We start from the raw sequence: 18,007 nt of genomic DNA, 5'->3' as shown, positions 1-18,007 counted from the left end.
TGGGACTTTTTGTTTACACTCAAAAAGCTCCATAATCTCTACAGTGGTTTTACCCACTACAGAAATTATAGAGCCGTTTTAGAAGGGACACTTTTTAGGTATAGTAATTAAAAAGAAGATGGTTTTAACAGCTTTTTATGATAGGAGGACTCAATCCTTAGTCCCAAGGGCTCTGAATCCCTGCTACCCAACCGGTACAGAGGGCGCTAGTAATGTTAAAGCCACCAGTATGGGCATTGATGTCAAGTACCTCTCCTGCAAAGTGTAGGTGAGGGACTTTTTTACTTTCTAGAGTCTTGGGATTAATTTCCTTAAGGTCAACGCCACCTTTAGTCACAAAGGATTTGGCAAGTGACATTTTACCTGTGATTGGAATTTCCATGCCCTTAAGCTGACTGATAATGTTTTCCAAGTCTTTTGGATGCAGTTGTTTAACCTTGCTATCAGCCTTGTCTTCTGCTAGGAATTCAGCGACACGCTCAGGTACAAGAGCTTTGAGGGTGTTTTTGACAGATTTCTCGCGATTTTCCTCAAAGTAAGCCTTGAGATTTTCTTGGCTTTGGTTGGGAAGAAAGTCCAGATGAGCTATCTCACCACCCTTGACAAAACTGGAAAGACGTAGGGCGGCTGGTCCAGATAGGCCAAAATGGGTGAAGAGAAGGTCGTGAGTAATCTTGTGTTTGCCATAGGACAGAGTGACATCGTCAAGAGAAATTCCCTGTAAAGCCTTGTGAGGAAAGTCGGTTAGGAGTGGACTTTCCGCAGCTTCAAGTTCAGTGACATGGAGCTTAAAATGGCGGGCAATATCATGTCCAAAACCAGTTGAACCAGTCGATGGGTAGGATTTTCCTCCAGTTGTGACGATGAGTTTATCACTGGTAAAAGTCTGGTCTGAAGACTTAACTTGGAATTGCTTATCAACTTTTTTGACGGAGACAACTTCTGTATTGGTAAGGATACTAGCGCCCAGTTCTTGAATTTTATTTTCCAGAGCTTGGATGATGGTCCGTGATTTATCTGTCTTAGGGAAGACACGTCCGTGATCCTCAACCTTGAGTTTGACACCATTGTCCTCGAAAAAAGCAATGATATCGTGGTTATCAAATTGTGAAAAGACGCTATAGAGGAAACGTCCATTACCAGGAATGCCTGCTAGAAGGTCGTCTAAAGTCCCGTTGTTAGTAACATTACAACGTCCACCACCAGTACCAGACAGCTTCTTTCCGAGACGTTTGTTTTTTTCAATTAGGAGGGTTTGTTGGCCATAGAAGGCTGAGGCAATGGTTGCCATCATGCCAGCAGGCCCTCCACCAATAACGATAGTATCAAAATGTTTCATGCCTTTATTTTAGCATAATTTAAAAAGGGAGAATAGTTGGTAAATGGTCAGTTTTTTTAGACAATTTATGTTAGAATAGGAGTAGAAGTTTAAATTAGAATAGTTATTAACTATGGAGGAAAATATCGTGTCTGAAAATAACATGAAACACCGTTCATCTGTCTACGATAGCATGGTTAAATCACCTAACCGTGCCATGCTTCGTGCGACTGGGATGACGGATGATAGTTTTGAAAAGCCTATTGTTGGGGTTATCTCAACTTGGGCTGAGAACACACCATGTAATATCCACTTGCACGGTTTTGGTCAAATTGCCAAAGAGGGTGTTAAAGACGCGGGTGCTTGGCCGGTTCAATTTGGTACGATTACCGTTGCCGATGGTATTGCCATGGGGACACCAGGGATGCGTTTCTCATTGACATCTCGTGATATCATTGCTGACTCAATCGAAGCAGCTATGGGTGGTCACAACGTCGATGCCTTTGTTGCAATCGGTGGTTGTGATAAGAACATGCCTGGTTCTATGATTGCCATTGCTAACATGGATATTCCAGCGATTTTTGCCTATGGTGGTACCATTGCACCAGGTAATCTTAACGGTAAGGATATCGACTTGGTTTCTGTTTTCGAAGGTATCGGTAAATGGAACCACGGTGATATGACCGCAGAAGAGGTTAAAAATCTTGAATGTAATGCCTGCCCTGGCCCTGGTGGTTGTGGTGGTATGTATACTGCCAACACAATGGCGACAGCAATCGAAGTAATGGGGATGAGCCTTCCAGGATCATCATCTCACCCTGCAGAATCAGCTGAGAAGAAAGCAGATATCGAAGAAGCAGGTCGTGCAGTTGTTAAGATGCTTGAACTAGGTCTTAAGCCATCAGATATCTTGACACGTGAAGCCTTTGAAGATGCCATCACTGTCACAATGGCACTTGGTGGTTCAACAAATGCGACACTTCACTTGCTTGCTATTGCTCATGCAGCTAACGTTGATTTGACACTTGAAGATTTCAACGATTTCCAAGAGCGTGTGCCTCACTTGGCTGACTTGAAACCTTCAGGTCAATATGTCTTCCAAGATCTTTACAATGTTGGTGGTGTACCAGCCGTTATGAAATACCTTCTTAAGAATGGTTTCCTTCACGGTGATCGTATCACATGTACTGGTAAGACTGTTGCAGAAAACTTGGAGACCTTCGATGATTTGACACCAGGTCAAAAAGTCATCATGCCGCTTGAAAATCCTAAACGTGCTGATGGTCCATTGATTATCTTGAAAGGTAACTTGGCTCCAGAAGGTGCGGTTGCCAAAGTATCAGGGGTTAAAGTTCGTAACATCACTGGTCCTGCTAAAGTATTTGACTCAGAAGAAGATGCCATCGAAGCAGTTCTTTCTGATGAAATCGTTGATGGCGACGTAGTTGTTGTACGTTTTGTAGGTCCTAAGGGTGGTCCTGGTATGCCAGAAATGTTGTCATTGTCTTCAATGATCGTTGGTAAAGGTCAAGGGGACAAGGTTGCCCTCTTGACAGATGGACGTTTCTCAGGTGGTACTTACGGACTCGTTGTTGGTCACATTGCTCCTGAAGCTCAGGTTGGTGGACCTATTGCCTACCTCCGTACAGGTGATATGGTTACAGTTGACCAAGATACCAAAGAAATTACGATGCACGTTTCAGACGAAGAGTTGGCGAAACGTAAAGCGGAAACTGAGTTGCCACCACTTTATAGCCGTGGTGTCCTCGGTAAATACGCTCACATCGTTTCTTCAGCGTCACGTGGTGCCGTTACCGACTTCTGGAATATGGATAAATCAGGTAAAGCCTAATGAAATGATATCAACAAAATCACACCGGACATTTGTTCGATGTGATTTTTTGATATTAATTTCTAAGACAGTTGTTGGCAGTGTGATGACAAGTAATGGTTTGTCTGTTGTTACTCTAGTAAAAAACCGGTTGGAAATGTCCAACCGGTTTTCCTTTTATTTTCCGCCTCGAGGTGAGATACCAAGAGCGATACGTCCATAACGACTGATGCGTGTCATCTTCCAGACCGGTGAATAAGTGGTTTCCACCTTGACAGAGTTAATACCGTCAATGGATTTTAGCTTTTCAGCGATTTCATAAGGCATAGTCTCTTCACAGCCACAACCAGTATCAGTAAAGGTCATAAGGAAGTAGCAGTGGCCATTTTCATCGACAGTGATTTCATAAATCAAACCAAGGTTGTAAATGTCTAGCTCAATCTCAGGGTCGAATACAGTGGTCATTTGTTCGACGATTGGCTCTAAGAAGGGCTGGGCCAAATCATTGACCTTAATATCATCACGGAAGTTTTTCATAGGACTCATTCTTTCTATTTTGCTTTTGTTTATTATGGCATAATTTAGGGCTTTTTTCAATCTCGGATGGCAATATGAGGCTTTAGTAAGCGAGTAAAGTAACAATAAAAAAAACTCCAACAGTCAAACCGTTGAAGATAATGTGATTTATGCTTCAATATCAAGTCGTTTTGCAACCAAGGTTGCTCGAATACCATCAAAAATTGGAGCAAGAATGAAAATCCCAAACCTTGTGGAATTGTTCCCACCATTCCTAGATACAACAGATCTGATACCGACCAAACTCAATTTGGAAGTACCGATTGTTTAAGTTAAAGACTTTCCTTCTATATACATTTATACCCACACATAGTTTACCAAAAGCTTAGCTTCCTATCAAGTAAATTGTTTGAAGAGTGAAAGGAAAAAAAGTCCTTCAGATATCCAGAATAACTAGTCAAATTGACAGAAAGGAGTGATTGTGATATTCTCATAGTAAGACATTTCAAGAGAAAATGAGGCTATTATGAGTATTGAAAAGACAGTCAGCGAGATTGCTGAAATCCTTGGCGTTAGTCGTCAAGCAGTCAATAATCGTGTCAAACAACTTCCAGAAGAAGATCTAGAAAAAAATGCTAAAGGAGTTACTGTCGTTAAACGCAGTGGCTTGATTAAGTTGGAGGAAATCTACAAGAAAACCATCTTTGACGATGAGCCAATCGATGAAGAAACAAAACAACGTGAGTTGTTGGAGATTCTTGTAGACGAGAAAAACTCTGAGATTGCCCGTCTCTATGCTCAGTTGAAGGCTAAGGACGAGCAGTTGTCTAACATGGATGACCAATTGCGTGTCAAAGACGTTCAAATCGCCGAAAAGGACAAGCAAATTGATCAACAGCAGCAATTGACCTTGACTGCTATGAAGGACAAGGAAGAGCTTAAACTGGAACTTGATGAGGCTAAGGTTGAGGTTGACGAAGCCAAGGCCCAAGTGGAAGAAATCCAGACCAAACAAGAAGAAGCTTCTAAAAAAGGTTTTTTTGGACGTCTATTTGGAAAATAAAAAAGAAGCTGGGACTCAGTCTCAGCTTTAACTATTGTAGGAGATAAAGATGGAAAATTTAGAAACATATATTGCCTTTGATTTGGAGTTCAATACGGTGGATGGCGTTAGCCATATCATCCAAGTGTCGGCGGTTAAGATGGACCAGCATAAGGAAGTGGACCAGTTTGACTCTTTTGTCTATTCGGATGTTCCTTTGCAGTCCTTTATCAATGGTTTGACTGGAATTACAGCGGATAAGATTGCCAAGGCACCAAAGCTAGAGTCTGTTCTGGCGGATTTTAAATCATTTGTTGGTGACACTCCACTTATTGGCTACAATGCTCTTAAATCAGATTTGCCTATTCTAGCTGAAAATGGTTTGGACTTGGAAGAGCAATATGCTTTAGATGTTTTCGATGAGGCCTTTGACCGTCGTGCTTCTGATTTGAACGGTATTGTTAACCTCAAGTTGACTAGTGTGGCAGATTTCTTTGGAATCAAGGGACACGGTCATAACAGCTTGGAGGATGCTCGTATGACCGCACAGATTTACGAGAAGTTTCTCGAATTAGATGAGAATGCCAAACTTTTGGAGCAACAGGAAGAAGTCAGTAACAATCCTTTTGCTGCCTTAGGTTTGGGTGGCCTTTTCGACTAGGGCTTTACAGAAGCTGTAAAGGGTGTAAAGAGTGATAGCTAACTTTTTCTGTAAGAAAAGAAAATCCTCTAGGGTTAGGGCTTGCATATTACCTTGCGTTATAAGGTGGAATCTAGGTATCAAGGGTGGCCAAGGTCCTCCTTTGATAGAAAATCTTAAAAGGAGGTGACTGAGATGTCGCAGTTTTCAACAGGGGAGTTGGCTAAGGCAGCAGAAGTGTCTGTTAGGACTGTCCAGTACTATGATCAACGAGGTATCTTGACGCCGTCTGAAGTCACAGAAGGTGGTCGGAGAATCTATTACGAATCAGACTTGGAACGCCTGCAAGTCATTTGTTTCTTAAGAGATTTGGATTTCTCAATTAATCAAATCAAAAAACTCTTGCAAGAGGAGAATAGGGAACAGGTTTTAGAGCTTTTGTTGACAGATCAAATCGAGAGCTTGGAAAAGTCTTCGAAGGAAATAGAGGTCAAACTAAAACGTGCCCATCACTTGCAAAAAGAAACTGCTAAGTGGCGTCAACTTTCACTAGAAGATTTGTCAGACATTTCACGTCTTATGGAAAATCAAAAATCATGGCGAAATTTGCAGTTGAGAATGTATGGGAGTATTGTTCTAATCTCCCTTCTTTATCTGGTAAGTCTACTGATAGTCATTTATTATTTTAAGGATCCTAGAGGTTTGTTTGTTGTCTGCCCCGCATTTATCATAGCCACAAATTTAGTGGTGTTTCACTATAGAAAGCAGTTCGAATACCTCTGTCCTAATTGTCATAAGGCTTTTGACCCTAGTTTTAAAGACTTTGCTCTTGCAGGGCATACTCCTAGGACTCGTAAACTGACTTGTCCTCATTGTCATGTGAAGACCTACTGTCTAGAGTTGGCTAAGACTAAAACGAAATAAATTATTGAACATAAAAAACGCTTGAGAATTGCTTCTCAGGCGTTTTTAGCTTATTCAACTGAACTTAGGGCTTCAAGCATATTTAGTTTGGCAAGGCGTTTGTTAACGACGAAGCCAAGGATAATAAGAATGAAGCCGATAAGAACAGCTGGTAGAAGGTAAGTAGCCAATCCGATAGATGGATCAAACATGATACGATCTGGTGGAATGATGCTTACCATATATTGGTGGAGTGCTTGTCCAAGACCAAACCCTACGAAGATACCGATGATAGACAGGTAAATAGTTTCACGATAGATGTAGAGGGATACTTCATTATTGTAGAAACCAAGAACCTTAACGGTTGAAAGTTCGTGGATACGTTCTGAAACGTTGATGTTAGTTAGGTTATAGAGAACAACCACAGCAAGGAGAATGGAAACCGTAATCAAAATACCAATAACCTGTGTCAATGAATTGACCATAGTGCTGATTTGCAGTTTAAGGTTGTTGTTTTGAACAACACCGTAAACATTTGGTAAGTTGATGAATTTGGCTGCCATATTTTCAACATTTTGCTTAGTTGGTTCAGCGAGAGTAACAAGGTTGGCATTATTCACTGAAGGTGTTCCAAAAGCTTTTTGGTAGTAGCTAGCATTCATAAAGAGGAAATGCCCCATGTACATTTCAGTGATACCAGCTATCTTAATCTTGACAGATTCATCCTGACTGTTTTGCACAGTAATGGTATCTCCGACCTTGAGGTTTAGAAGTTTTGCCATTTTTTCAGAGATAATTGCTCCCTCATTAGATAGCTTGAGAGTCTTATTGCGGTCTCGGTCATGTAAGCTAACGTAACTGTCAATGAGTTTTTCGTCACGGTCGTTAAAGACAAGGGTTGAGATTTCTTGAGTGTCCTTATTGGTACCGGCAATTTTTTGCAAGGTTTCAAAATGGACATTCAAGTATTCTTTGACGTCTTTGCTATCGAGGAGTTTAGTGAGTTCCTCATCCAGAGCACTTGACGCATTTGGTTGCTTGGCAACAATCATATCATAGTGAATGATGTCTTCAAACTGTTGCTGGTTAAGGTTAGATACAGAAGATCGAATTCCTAAACCTGCAAAGAGAAGTGCAATAGAACCTGCGACACCAAAGAGGGTCATAAACATCCGTTGCTTATAGCGGAAAATATTACGCATGGTAACTTTTTCCGTAAAGCTGAGACGATTCCAAAGCGGTGTGATGCGCTCTAGGACAATCTTAGCTCCTGCTCGAGGTGGTTTTGGAAGGAGGAGTTGGGAAGGCTTTTCCCAGAGCTCTTTCTTGGCAACCACAAAGGCAGGTAGCACAGCAGATAAGAGACCTAAAAGGAAGGCCACAAGGGTAAGTCCTAAGTAGAAGTGCAATTCAAAAGCAGGAAGCTGCAAATCGCTCTTATAAGTGTTGTGAATTAGAATCGGAAGTAGTGTATGACCGGTAATAACACCTGCGGTTGTACCAGTAATACTCGTTATCAAACCATAAATGACGAATTTATGGATAATTCGCGAATTACTGTAACCTAAGGCGTTGAAAATACCAGCCTTACCACGCTCTTCTTCAACAAAGCGTCCCATGGTTACAAAGGTAACCAAAGCTGCCATAAAGTAGAGAGCGACAGGGAAGATGTTACTCACATCGTGAATGATGTTAATATTACTTTCATAAGCAACATATCCCTCGGAACCCGGAATCTCTCGACGTGAGTAGAATTGATAGCTAGGCGCTGGTAAATTATCAACCATTGCTTGACTTTCTTCGAGTTCTTTTTGCTTGGCTTCAATCTTGGTAGTAGCTTCTTTGACACTAGCAGCTTCAGCAGCGTTGCTTGTAGCCATTTGCTGGGTCTGTGCGAGGGCTGTTTCAAGTTCTTGTTTAGCTTGAGTAATTTGAGCTTGAGACTGAGACTTGATCTCAGTTAGGCGTTTCTCAGGTTCATCTTTAAAGAGTTTCTTAAGTTCAGCCTTTCGTTCAGAAATCTTATTTGCGTATTCCTCACTAAAAGGACTAACATTTTCCAAATCCTTGTAGCGGATGCGGGCAATCATGTAATCATTAGAGGTGAAGTTCGTCTCTGGAACAATGGCGTAGCCATCTAGTTTCCCAGTACCAGCGCTGGCATTACCAAGACGGTTCCTAGAGAGAAGTTCAGAGGAATTAACAAAACCAGTAATGGTATATGTTTGTTCCTTTAACTGTTTTTGCCCTGAGCTATCTACTGGCTCAGAAAAGTTAATCTTATCTCCGACGCTATATTCTTCTTTATAGGTTGAGGAAAGAGCGATTTCCCCGTCCTTAGTAGGAAGTTTCCCCTCAATAAGGTCGTAAGTGGAGATTTTCTTAGGTTTAGAGAAGATACGAAATGCCGTATTCGTCCCCTTGACGACAGCATCTTTGAAATAACCATACTCGATGTCTACATTCTTCTTTTTTATTGTATTGAGACGGTCCTGATCGGTTTGGTTGATACTGTAAGTACTGATTAAGCTCAAGTCAGCTGTTTGATGCGTCTTGAAGAAGTGTTCCCCAGTTTTCTTCATATTAGGAGAAGTTACTTTAAGACCAATCAAGGCAAAGGATCCCAGTGCCATAAGTAAGGCAATAGAGAGCATACGCCCTTTAGAAGCTACAAAGGTTCGCCAAACATCTTTCCAATAAGTTGTTTTTTTCATGACGTTGCTCCTTTCTAGTATTCCAAGTCCTCGATTTTTTGTGGATTAGGATTAAGTTCCACACTCTTAATCTTGGCATCGTGCATTCGAATGACACGATCGGCAATTGGAGCTAGAGAAGCATTATGGGTAACGATAATAACAGTTGTTCCCTGTTTGCGAGCCATTTCTTGAAGGAGGGTCAGGATTTGTTTCCCTGTTTGATAATCCAGAGCTCCTGTTGGTTCATCACAAAGAAGAATCTTTGGATTTTTGGCAACGGCGCGTGCAATAGCGACACGTTGTTGCTCCCCACCAGATAGTTGTGATGGGAAGTTGTCTAAGCGGTCTCCCAAACCGACTTCGACGAGTGTTTGAGTAGCATCTTTAGCGTTTGGAACGATTTCAGATGCTAGTTCGACGTTTTCTCTGGCCGTAAGGTTAGAAACTAAGTTGTAAAATTGGAACACAAAGCCAACGTCCTCACGACGATAGGTTGTAAGTTCTTTGGCTGTGTATTCAGAGATATCCTTACCATCAATAATGACGCGGCCTTCGTCATTGGTGTCCATACCACCCAAGATGTTAAGAACGGTTGATTTCCCAGCGCCAGAGGCACCAAGAATAACGACAAGCTCCCCTTTTTCGATATCAAAGCTTACGTCGTTGTTTGCGATAATTTCCAGATCACCGGTTTTATAGCGTTTATAGCTATGCTTCATTTGAATATAAGCCATGAATTTCCCTTTCATACGAAAATAATGATGCTGATAATTACCTATCTTTCCGTACTCTATTGTAACGGATTTTCCTTGGAATATCTAGGTTTTGAGGCAAAAAAAGGGTTAAAAGTGGAGAAGTTCTTCTTACATGTGACAGAAATGTGGACGAAGCGCTTACATATGAGAAAATACTATTTCAGATGAGCTTTGAGTGAGGTGAAGATTTGGTGAAATAGTTATAAAGTTAGGTTATTTTCAGTCTTTTACGGAGTAGATATACTATTTTTTTCAATTTCCATAATTATCGGAGAGTTTAGGTCGGTAAATACTTCATCATAGGGGTGCCAAAGGGGATCTAGTTTTCCGTCAAAGTTGATGATAGATAAAGAGTTTTTTCATAGTTTCTAGCAATGACGTATCCAGAATACGGACATTTTTTTTGAATTTGGAGGATACATTTTCTATATGGGGAAAGTTATTTATGGGGAAATAGAGGGCTTTTCGTAATGATTTTTTGTGTGTTAGTTATTTTTAAAGAAGTTGTAAACACCTTAAATATATATATCTAAATGAGAGATGTGCATCTTTAAGATTAGTTATTTATTATGGGGTATTCCATAAAGTTACCCTTAAATCCTTTTGTTGTGGCATTCTTTTGACTAATAGAGGAATTCTAGTTCCTAATCTTATTTTAGGATGTTTAGAATTCGACTTCCTGTCTCAAGAATTCTTTTTTATAGTTACATTTAAAGTGTTTTGACAAAATTTTCTTATCCGATAAAATTTTTTTAGAGATAAGTCAGCAAAAGTGCTTTCTGAAGAATCTGTCTAAAAAACAACTATTATTTCCCTAAGTACTACTTAAAGAAATTACCATTTGCATAGCGTAAAAAAGCTAATCTGATAATAGATTAGCACCAATTTTAAGACATGAAGTTGTCATTTGTTTAAAATGCTTAAAAATTAAAGAAACGCTTGAAATCAAGGGGATTGCATGCTAATATTGTTATCTGGGTGAAGGGGTGGTCAAACAGCTCAACCAACCTTTTGCCTCCTACAGCAGTAAATAGGACGCCTTGTTAGCCAGTTAGAGCTAACCAAATAAATAGTGAGGGATTTATGATTAAGAACAAAGATAATGGTTTTATCGGCAAAGCAATAATCAGCTTGATTGCTACTTTGGGGACTCTGGCTCTATTCATGGGTACCAGTGGGGCCTCGGCTGACGTCAAAGAAACTCCTAAACTTGATTTAGATGCCAATATGACTAAGGTTCAAACCGTTAGTGATGAGGACTTGAAGAATCATGATGGGCAAGCTCAGGATACGAAGAAGCAAGAAACACCTGGACAAAAACAGCTAGAAACTGAAGAATCTAAGACTACAGATGAGGAAACTCCCGACTACATCGTTATCACCGAGGTAGTGGATTCGTCGGAGCATAAGCAGGACTCTAATCAAGTGGTTGATGGAGTAGCTCAAACGCTTGACCCAGACTTGTTGAATGAGATTTTAGCTCAAACTAGCGAGGTTGGAGAATACCAGATTTATGTCAAGAATGATGATGAACTATTAATCTCAGGACCTGTACCTTCCCAAACAGCGAATGAGGATGTGAATTACCCTACTTTAGAAAGTTCATTGGATTCAGCGAGTATCTACTTAGGTCAAAAGAATCGCTATAAATTGGCAAACGAAGAAGACGCACAGTCAGGTCTTGCTTTGGTTGAAGAATAAAATTTTTATATGACTAACACAAAAAGACTTGGATTTCTTGTCCAAGTCTTTTGTATGTTATGACTGAGTTGCTAGATGAGTATATAGAAAAAGGAACCGTGAGATTCCTTTTCATTTTTTAGAATGGCAATTTACCTGCAAAGGCACCCATTGATTTTTTAGTAGCTTCATCGATTTGTTCGAGAGCATTGTTAAGTGCTTGAACAGTCATATCTTGGAGTGTTTCCACATCATCAGGATCTACGACAGCATCAGCGAAAGTGATGTTAACTACTTTTTTGTCACCAGTTAATTCAGCAACAACCAAGTCTTGTGCTGATTTTCCAGTGAAGGTTGTAGCAGCCAACTCAGCTTGGCTTTTTTCCATTTGTTTCTGAAGCTTTTGAGCTTGCTTCATCATGTTTTGCATGTTCATCATAATATTTTCTAGATTCCTTTCATATCAAGGGTTTAGCCCCTGTTTCTTAAATTATACTGCCTTATTTTGCCTTATTCTTAAAAATTATCAAAGGCAGAAGCTACCTCTTTTTGTTGAGTTGGGAATAAATGTGAGTATACATTTATTGTGGTGTTAATAGAGCTGTGTCCAAGACGTTTCATAAGTGTGAAGAAAATATAGTCTTTCCCCTCTCCATTTCTAAGACCCTGTGAAACGAGAAAGGCTGCATGAGAATGTCTAAAATCATGATTACGAATCAGTTTTAAATTTTTAGGCATTCGTTTTTTTAGTTTTGTCCTGAAATTAGAAATATCTGGACTGGTTAGAACCTCTGGTGAGTTTTGGAAAATCTGTAAAGAGTCAGTGTTGTCTGTAAAAGCCTTGAGTAGTTCAAATTGCTTTGCTTTCCAACTTTTTAGCTCTTCTACAAAAGCATTGTGAATGTATATGCGTCTGTTAGATTGAGTAGTCTTAACAGTTCCAATATGGACCTCACTATTTCGGTAGTATGCTGAAAATTTTACATCAAAGTATTTTTCATCAAGGTTGATCTGCTCCCAAGTAAGTGCTAGTGCCTCACCAATTCGAACACCAGTATACATCAATAACCGATATAAAAGCTGGTATTGATATTCTGACTCCTCAAAAAGTGAATCAAATCGTTTAAATTGTTCAGGTGTATAGTAGGCCATTTCTTTGTGTTGTTGTGGCAAACGACGCAGACCATCACAAGGATTGTTCGTTCTAATGCCATTGGTTACAGCAATATCAAACAGTTTATGAACAAAGATCATTTGTTGATTAATGTGTGAATTGGTTAGTGTGCCACCTTTTACGCTAGGTTGTTTTCTTAACCAGTCACGATATTGCTTGATATCTTGAAGCGAGACCTCTTTCATATTAGCATTCTTAAAATACTTAGAGACGTACATCCGATAATAAGATTTTTGACTGTCGATAGTACCTCTTTTATTACCTCGGATTTCATCTTCTTCTTTGACAAGAGAGTAGAGGTAAGCTACAGAGACTTTGTCTTTGTGTCCCACTTGATGAAGTTTATTGATACGGTAATCAGCTTCATAACGTTCAGCTTCTTTACGTGATTTGAAATTTGTTTTTCTGTGACGCTTTTGACCGCCTGTTATAGCGTCATAACCATCACTAAGATCCACCTTCCATTTTTTATTTTTTTGTCTAGTTACTGCCATGTGTAATCTCCTTACTCATTAACAGTATCTTCCAGTACGGGATTAATTATATCATGTTTAGCGGATAACTCAACACCTAGAATGTCTTCAATGGTTTTTAAAGGGACACGTCCCACCTTTTTATTTCCATACCACTCAAAGCCATCTTGTAGGAGCTTTTGTTTGGCTTTTCTGATCAACTTGCTAGCCTGTGCATCGGTATATCCTGTAAGGATCATTAGTTCAATTTTATCTACAATTTGAATCATTTACTTATCCTCTTTTCTATCTTTCTGATGTCGTCGAGAGTCTAAATACTTAGCAAAAAAATAGGTTTTGTTCATTAACAGTCCCAAAAGATAAGGGTTATCTGTTCGTGCATACCTCACGAGTGTATTAAACTCTGTAAAGTTGTGTTCTTCTATAATATCAATAACTAAGGATAAAAAATTATCTGTATTACTGTTGACTAAAAATTTATCAAGCTCAAAACCACAACCTGATTCGATATCATTGATGTTATAGGGTGTCTTCTCTGGATTTTCAGCATGAGTAAAATAGTCATACATGCCTTTGGGTGACATTATAGGTTCAACATGGGATGGACCATTTAATTTTTCTTTGATTAGTTCTGATACTTGAGAATAGCTCTTTAAGGACTCAAAGTATAGGGCACCATGCTTGTGTGCTTTTTTGAACTCACCAGTTTCCTTATTGATATCTTTATCATGCCATGGACTGAGTACAAAAGGTATATGTAACTCTTCAAGGATTTCTAGGTAATTATGGGGTGTACTTTCTTTATAAATCAGGAAAGCCCATTTGTTTGACCGTTTTTCTTTTGGCAATAGTATTATCCTTCCTATGATTATTGATTATTGGTGTAATGGGGGTCGTAGTAGCCCCATTACACAGTAAAAATGTTATTTGAAAAGGCAGTACACTTGGCTTTCACTACGTGAGCCAGGCACTGCCCTATTATTAACGTTTAGTTCCTTTAAACCAGAGCTTATTTCCCACCCTTAGAGGTGTGGAAAAATAGTAGTTGGGGTTATAATTGGAGATTTCTTCTTTGATATGTTCTTCCATATCTTTCAAAAGTTTTTGAGCTTGTTGAGTTCTAGGCAACTTTAAGAAAATAGAAACCTCTTCTTGATGGATATCGACAGTGCATTTCCTAACGGATTGGTTAAATTCACTCAAAACAGGATTGAATCGTGTAATGGTTTGGTTTTCGATTGTTACGATAGGTTCAGAGTATTCGACTTGTTTAAGAAATTGACGCATTCGGATGGTTTGATAGACTGACTTGAAGTAATTCCAAAGGGAATCTTTAGCAATCCGATAAAGTAGTTGACCGATTACCAAAATTGAGGAGATAGCTAGGATAGAGATTGAAAAAACTAAGATGACTTGTTTGATATTATCTAGACTATCATTGATTAGGATAAAAGAGTTATTATATTGAGATAGGCCACTTAGTTCGATAGCTTGATAAAATAAGCCTAAACAGAACTGTGCTAAGAAACAAATCAAACCTATGATGGTGAGATTTATGATAAGGTTGTAAGTTTTTTGGAAGAATGATTTTTTCATATTTATAAGATACCTTTCTTAGTGTAATAGGTTGGACAGAGCAAAGGTAGGACTTGATAAGGGTGTTCGTTATCGATGATTTGAATTAACCCAGTTCCTTTTCCTATTGGGATGACTATACCCTCAGGGTCAAGATCTGGAAATAGGAATTGCGTAGTTTTCTTATTGATATTTCCAATTTGAATGAGTACATTTAACTGTTCACGAACGGATACAGGGATGGTATTATGGTCAAAACGCTGACTTACCAGCAGTAAGTGAACTTTTGTCGCTCTACCTAAAAGGGCAATTTGGGACATGAGAGAAAAGAAGGAATCTTTGATTGTCTTATTAACACCCTCTGACAAAGCTAGGACCTCATCAATCACGATAGTTAGATGGTCGAAGTGCTGATTTGGATTGTCATATAGAATCTCTTGCCTTTGTTGGATAAGGTTAAGGCAATCACTAAGATTTTCATTGATTTCAGACACAAAATCTGATTTAGAGCGGTTTCGTTTAGGATGGATAACGGCAATGCCATTTTCTCTTGCCCATCGTGATGGGGTATCAAACTTTGGGTCTATTATAATAAGGTCAGAGATCTGTTTGAGGTGACTAAGAAGATAGGTCAGGGTGTATGACTTTCCTGAGCCACTATTGCCGGCAATGGCTAGAGAAGTGACGTTATTATAATCTAGGACAAGATTTTTCATGATTGGAATAATGTCTTCCTCGTGACTCTTAGTGAAGCTGTCTAAATCAGAGATGATAAGTCGTTCGGAGACCCCTAATTTCCATGGAAAGAAGAGACCACGTTGAACATGAATATCATTAGTGTCAAGAGCCATAAAATAAGCAGAGTTTTGCTTTAGCAAAGTATATCGTGGGTACAATGATGCGTTAGCAATTAAGAAAATTTTTTGGTAGAGGTCGTCATCGATGATGTAACCAGCTGGTAAACGTGGTAGAAAAAGGAAGCCATCATCCATAATCTTGCAGTCAAAACTATTAGTATAGCTTGTTTCACCTTGCATGAGAGAACCGAGGCCCATATTAAGGCTTTGAAGGAGGTACTGTTCCAATTCTCGTTTGGTCATCATTTAATCTCCTTGAGCCCATCAGCCTTAAAATAAACATTGTAACCAACCTCACAAGCTTGAAGGTTATCAAATGTAACCATGGTCATATAAGGTGGAAGAGTTACCTCAGAGTTAAATTTCACAGTGAATGGAGGAAGCCCTTTTTGTGAAAACCAAGCTTTATAAGCGATTATCTCCCCAGTAGGCTGGTTGTCCTCAAACCGAATCTGTGGTTCTAATTCAGTGCTTAAGCAGTAAATAGCTTGCTTGTTGTCGATATATTCAGTTGCAGTATTGGCTGAGTAGCCACTTTTGCGATTACGTGTTTTCATGTGTAATACCTCGTTTTTAAATTTCGTCTTAGCTAAGAACAAGTTTATTTTACGCTATTTCAATAAAGCGGACTGTCAGATTTTTTGACAGTCTGAAGATAATTATTGTGTTACGATGCAAACCAATTCCGTAAGCCATTCAGTCAATCGTTCAGCAATTTGAAAGGAAGTCTTTTCCTTCGGAGACGCTGGGAAGAACTGAGCTAATGAGTTTAAAAGTATCTTTTGATGTGCATTTACAAAATCTGATATATTCTGTTGTTCTAAATTTTCATCAAGTTTTTTACATATAGCTTCTCTAAGTAAAGTTTGTTTAAAGCATGATGTAGTTAAAATAGTAGAAATAATAGTTTCAATGAGTTGGAGTTCAAATTCAGAGCTTGGGAAAAAAACTTCTCGTGGTGTCTTGTAATTCAGTGTTGATTGAAAAGCTTCAAAGCTCTTTTTAGTGAGATTTCTTCTTCCTTTTAGAATTTCTCCAATGGCACTTTCTGAAATGAAGTCGAAATCATCTTCTGAGTTGTCGGAAGCGATTTGATTATTGTAGATTCCTAATTCGTTCATTTTTGTCTTGAGAGATTTGCCCAAAAGTTGGCTGTAAAGTTTTTTTATTTCTTTTGAATAAGTCATTTATTCCTTCTTTCTCGTCTGAGACGGAAAGAAACACGGAAAGTTTGACCGATGAAGGCATGAAAAAGTGCACACCAAAGAAAACGGTGAAACTTTTACATAAACAAAAACATAATGTTTGTCTATGTGTTTATAGTTTCAATCCGTCTACTTAGTGCGCACTATTAGACATGTTTGTTTGATCTGTTGAATACAGATCTCTAAGATTCTATCTTATTCGAACCTAGTTTATAACCCAGTGACATAGTTCTATTTGTAGAATGATTATTTGTATTTTGGGGTTAATCCGTAGGCTTAGAAAACTATCTTAGAATCTCATGTAATAGTGTACAGCATCTCAAAGACTCATTTTTAAAACTAAATCAGTTTTGAATCCTCCATCCATGGGAATCTAAGTATTATAGTTAATTGAATAAGGAGATTGATGATAGGAGGTGTTTAAAGAGTAATGTAAAAAAGCGTTTAGAATTCTTGTTTCTAAACGCTTCTAGGTATTAGTAATTAAAATGTATTGTTTTATTGCCTATTTATTATTTTCTTGAACTTAATTCACTTATTAGTATTTTTACGAAAAAGTAGATCTTATAAATGTAATGTTTTGACAGTGACATGACTTAATTGCAGGCTATACAAATCTTGACATTTATTTGATAGAATATGACTTGAGATTTAATACGAAAATCTATAAGAAGTGATGATGAATACTAAAAATATTGGATAACTTTAGCAAGAAACGAACCTAATATTGGTTGATGTTTGATAGTTACACAGTATTAAAAAATCCAGATATAAGACGAGACACGGAGGTATGTCTTATGAACTGTTTTGGTATTATAATAAGAGTCAAATGAGCATATTGGATTTCTGTTGAAAGATTTAGTTATAAGAAGAGGAGAATTATGGATATTGGGATTCGTGCTGATGGAATGACAACATCAGATTTTGAAAATTTTGCTATTGAAATCGTTAAGAGAAAATTTAAGAATAGTAGCCTGCATGGATTTAAGGAAGGAAAGGATGATGGTATTGACGGTATTGATGATACCAAGTCTCCCTCTCTCGTTATTCAAGCTAAACGATGGCAGGTAACAAAAAATAAGACTACAGCCGTAAAACTTTTAAAAGAAGAAATTGATAAAATTGCTCTGACGAAAGAAAAATATGGTTGGGTAACGAATTTTAAATATGTTATTGTTACAAGTATGGGGTTATCTCCTGCAGGTTTAAAGAAGATTCGTGATTACGCAGATAAAATAATTCCTAATGCAATGCCTACTGATGATTATATTATTTTCTCTTCTACACTAACAACACTTTCTCAACAGGAAGAATATAGAGATCTGTCTCATAAACACATATA

Annotated in this window: 18 protein-coding genes; 6 read left to right on the top strand and 12 right to left on the bottom strand. The window is 38.5% G+C overall.

The window, feature by feature from the left end; all coding sequences use genetic code 11:
- Positions 1-157: 157 nt before the first annotated feature.
- Positions 158-1,339 (bottom strand): NAD(P)/FAD-dependent oxidoreductase, encoded by a 1,182-nt coding sequence (locus H7T99_RS10090; RefSeq protein ID WP_037604077.1) that lies wholly within the window; start codon positions 1,337-1,339, stop codon positions 158-160.
- A gap of 112 nt (positions 1,340-1,451) precedes the next feature.
- Between H7T99_RS10090 and ilvD the strand changes: the two genes are divergently transcribed.
- The gene (ilvD, locus tag H7T99_RS10085; RefSeq protein WP_201035990.1) at positions 1,452-3,170 is read left to right on the top strand and encodes a dihydroxy-acid dehydratase; all 1,719 of its coding nucleotides are present in this window, start codon (positions 1,452-1,454) and stop codon (positions 3,168-3,170) included.
- 156 nt (positions 3,171-3,326) lie between these two features.
- Here the strand turns inward: ilvD and H7T99_RS10080 are convergent, their stop codons facing one another.
- Positions 3,327-3,686 carry a metal-sulfur cluster assembly factor gene (locus H7T99_RS10080; protein WP_037598415.1) on the bottom strand — a complete coding sequence of 120 codons (360 nt, stop codon included), beginning with the start codon at positions 3,684-3,686 and terminating at the stop codon, positions 3,327-3,329.
- A 505-nt stretch (positions 3,687-4,191) separates the two neighbouring features.
- Here H7T99_RS10080 and H7T99_RS10075 point away from each other — a divergent pair.
- From H7T99_RS10075 to H7T99_RS10065, 3 genes are all read left to right on the top strand, one after another.
- Complete coding sequence (locus H7T99_RS10075; protein ID WP_002884601.1) at positions 4,192-4,728, top strand: DUF536 domain-containing protein; 537 nt, start codon at positions 4,192-4,194, stop codon at positions 4,726-4,728.
- Between the two features lie 49 nt (positions 4,729-4,777).
- A complete protein-coding gene (locus H7T99_RS10070; RefSeq protein ID WP_037604076.1) occupies positions 4,778-5,368 on the top strand; it encodes a 3'-5' exonuclease in 591 nt (196 codons plus the stop codon).
- A gap of 174 nt (positions 5,369-5,542) precedes the next feature.
- Entirely contained in the window at positions 5,543-6,271 is a 729-nt protein-coding gene (locus H7T99_RS10065) for a MerR family transcriptional regulator (protein WP_037604075.1), read from the top strand.
- Between the two features lie 50 nt (positions 6,272-6,321).
- Here the strand turns inward: H7T99_RS10065 and H7T99_RS10060 are convergent, their stop codons facing one another.
- Together H7T99_RS10060 and H7T99_RS10055 are read right to left on the bottom strand one after the other, a co-directional pair.
- A complete protein-coding gene (locus H7T99_RS10060) occupies positions 6,322-8,964 on the bottom strand; it encodes an FtsX-like permease family protein (RefSeq protein WP_037604074.1) in 2,643 nt (880 codons plus the stop codon).
- Positions 8,965-8,978: 14 nt separating this feature from the next.
- Complete coding sequence (locus H7T99_RS10055; protein WP_002884692.1) at positions 8,979-9,680, bottom strand: ABC transporter ATP-binding protein; 702 nt, start codon at positions 9,678-9,680, stop codon at positions 8,979-8,981.
- A 1,104-nt stretch (positions 9,681-10,784) separates the two neighbouring features.
- On the opposite strand from H7T99_RS10055, the gene H7T99_RS10050 reads away from it, so the two are divergent.
- Positions 10,785-11,402, top strand: a complete 618-nt coding sequence (locus H7T99_RS10050; protein WP_002891642.1) for a hypothetical protein — start codon at positions 10,785-10,787, stop codon at positions 11,400-11,402.
- A gap of 118 nt (positions 11,403-11,520) precedes the next feature.
- Here H7T99_RS10050 and H7T99_RS10045 read toward each other — a convergent pair whose 3' ends face one another.
- The 8 genes from H7T99_RS10045 to H7T99_RS10010 form a co-directional block, all read right to left on the bottom strand.
- On the bottom strand, positions 11,521-11,820 hold the full coding sequence (locus H7T99_RS10045; protein ID WP_021143723.1) for a YbaB/EbfC family nucleoid-associated protein: 300 nt from the start codon (positions 11,818-11,820) through the stop codon (positions 11,521-11,523).
- A 77-nt stretch (positions 11,821-11,897) separates the two neighbouring features.
- Positions 11,898-13,049: a site-specific integrase gene (locus tag H7T99_RS10040; RefSeq protein WP_037604073.1), complete on the bottom strand. Its 1,152-nt coding sequence runs from the start codon at positions 13,047-13,049 to the stop codon at positions 11,898-11,900.
- A gap of 11 nt (positions 13,050-13,060) precedes the next feature.
- Positions 13,061-13,297: a DUF3173 family protein gene (locus H7T99_RS10035; RefSeq protein WP_037604072.1), complete on the bottom strand. Its 237-nt coding sequence runs from the start codon at positions 13,295-13,297 to the stop codon at positions 13,061-13,063.
- Positions 13,298-13,876: a replication protein gene (locus H7T99_RS10030; RefSeq protein ID WP_037604071.1), complete on the bottom strand. Its 579-nt coding sequence runs from the start codon at positions 13,874-13,876 to the stop codon at positions 13,298-13,300. It abuts the gene before it with no gap.
- A 133-nt stretch (positions 13,877-14,009) separates the two neighbouring features.
- The gene (locus tag H7T99_RS10025; protein WP_037604070.1) at positions 14,010-14,624 is read right to left on the bottom strand and encodes a hypothetical protein; all 615 of its coding nucleotides are present in this window, start codon (positions 14,622-14,624) and stop codon (positions 14,010-14,012) included.
- Positions 14,625-14,626: 2 nt separating this feature from the next.
- Positions 14,627-15,703: an AAA family ATPase gene (locus tag H7T99_RS10020; protein ID WP_037604079.1), complete on the bottom strand. Its 1,077-nt coding sequence runs from the start codon at positions 15,701-15,703 to the stop codon at positions 14,627-14,629.
- Positions 15,703-16,017: a hypothetical protein gene (locus H7T99_RS10015; RefSeq protein WP_037604068.1), complete on the bottom strand. Its 315-nt coding sequence runs from the start codon at positions 16,015-16,017 to the stop codon at positions 15,703-15,705. Before H7T99_RS10015 ends, H7T99_RS10020 begins: the two co-directional genes overlap by 1 nt.
- A gap of 102 nt (positions 16,018-16,119) precedes the next feature.
- Positions 16,120-16,647, bottom strand: a complete 528-nt coding sequence (locus tag H7T99_RS10010; RefSeq protein WP_037604067.1) for a hypothetical protein — start codon at positions 16,645-16,647, stop codon at positions 16,120-16,122.
- A gap of 899 nt (positions 16,648-17,546) precedes the next feature.
- On the opposite strand from H7T99_RS10010, the gene H7T99_RS10005 reads away from it, so the two are divergent.
- The coding region (locus H7T99_RS10005) for a restriction endonuclease (RefSeq protein ID WP_201035989.1) at positions 17,547-18,007 on the top strand (461 nt) is incomplete at its 3' end.

It is taken from the genome of Streptococcus sp. 17.1, from assembly GCF_016648655.1.
In the GTDB taxonomy this organism is placed as follows: domain Bacteria; phylum Bacillota; class Bacilli; order Lactobacillales; family Streptococcaceae; genus Streptococcus; species Streptococcus salivarius_E.
This window is presented reverse-complemented; position numbering and strand designations above follow the sequence as displayed.

Bases quoted from the DNA above. Each gene is read 5' to 3' on its own strand.
- H7T99_RS10015 (WP_037604068.1), bottom strand. From the start codon at position 16,017: ATGAAAACACGTAATCGCAAAAGTGGCTACTCAGCCAATACTGCAACT.
- H7T99_RS10025 (WP_037604070.1), bottom strand. From the start codon at position 14,624: ATGAAAAAATCATTCTTCCAAAAAACTTACAACCTTATCATAAATCTC.
- H7T99_RS10010 (WP_037604067.1), bottom strand. From the start codon at position 16,647: ATGACTTATTCAAAAGAAATAAAAAAACTTTACAGCCAACTTTTGGGC.
- H7T99_RS10050 (WP_002891642.1), top strand. From the start codon at position 10,785: ATGATTAAGAACAAAGATAATGGTTTTATCGGCAAAGCAATAATCAGC.
- H7T99_RS10090 (WP_037604077.1), bottom strand. From the start codon at position 1,339: ATGAAACATTTTGATACTATCGTTATTGGTGGAGGGCCTGCTGGCATG.
- H7T99_RS10020 (WP_037604079.1), bottom strand. From the start codon at position 15,703: ATGACCAAACGAGAATTGGAACAGTACCTCCTTCAAAGCCTTAATATG.
- H7T99_RS10075 (WP_002884601.1), top strand. From the start codon at position 4,192: ATGAGTATTGAAAAGACAGTCAGCGAGATTGCTGAAATCCTTGGCGTT.
- H7T99_RS10055 (WP_002884692.1), bottom strand. From the start codon at position 9,680: ATGGCTTATATTCAAATGAAGCATAGCTATAAACGCTATAAAACCGGT.
- H7T99_RS10080 (WP_037598415.1), bottom strand. From the start codon at position 3,686: ATGAAAAACTTCCGTGATGATATTAAGGTCAATGATTTGGCCCAGCCC.
- H7T99_RS10045 (WP_021143723.1), bottom strand. From the start codon at position 11,820: ATGATGAACATGCAAAACATGATGAAGCAAGCTCAAAAGCTTCAGAAA.
- H7T99_RS10040 (WP_037604073.1), bottom strand. From the start codon at position 13,049: ATGGCAGTAACTAGACAAAAAAATAAAAAATGGAAGGTGGATCTTAGT.
- H7T99_RS10035 (WP_037604072.1), bottom strand. From the start codon at position 13,297: ATGATTCAAATTGTAGATAAAATTGAACTAATGATCCTTACAGGATAT.
- H7T99_RS10065 (WP_037604075.1), top strand. From the start codon at position 5,543: ATGTCGCAGTTTTCAACAGGGGAGTTGGCTAAGGCAGCAGAAGTGTCT.
- ilvD (WP_201035990.1), top strand. From the start codon at position 1,452: ATGGAGGAAAATATCGTGTCTGAAAATAACATGAAACACCGTTCATCT.
- H7T99_RS10070 (WP_037604076.1), top strand. From the start codon at position 4,778: ATGGAAAATTTAGAAACATATATTGCCTTTGATTTGGAGTTCAATACG.
- H7T99_RS10060 (WP_037604074.1), bottom strand. From the start codon at position 8,964: ATGAAAAAAACAACTTATTGGAAAGATGTTTGGCGAACCTTTGTAGCT.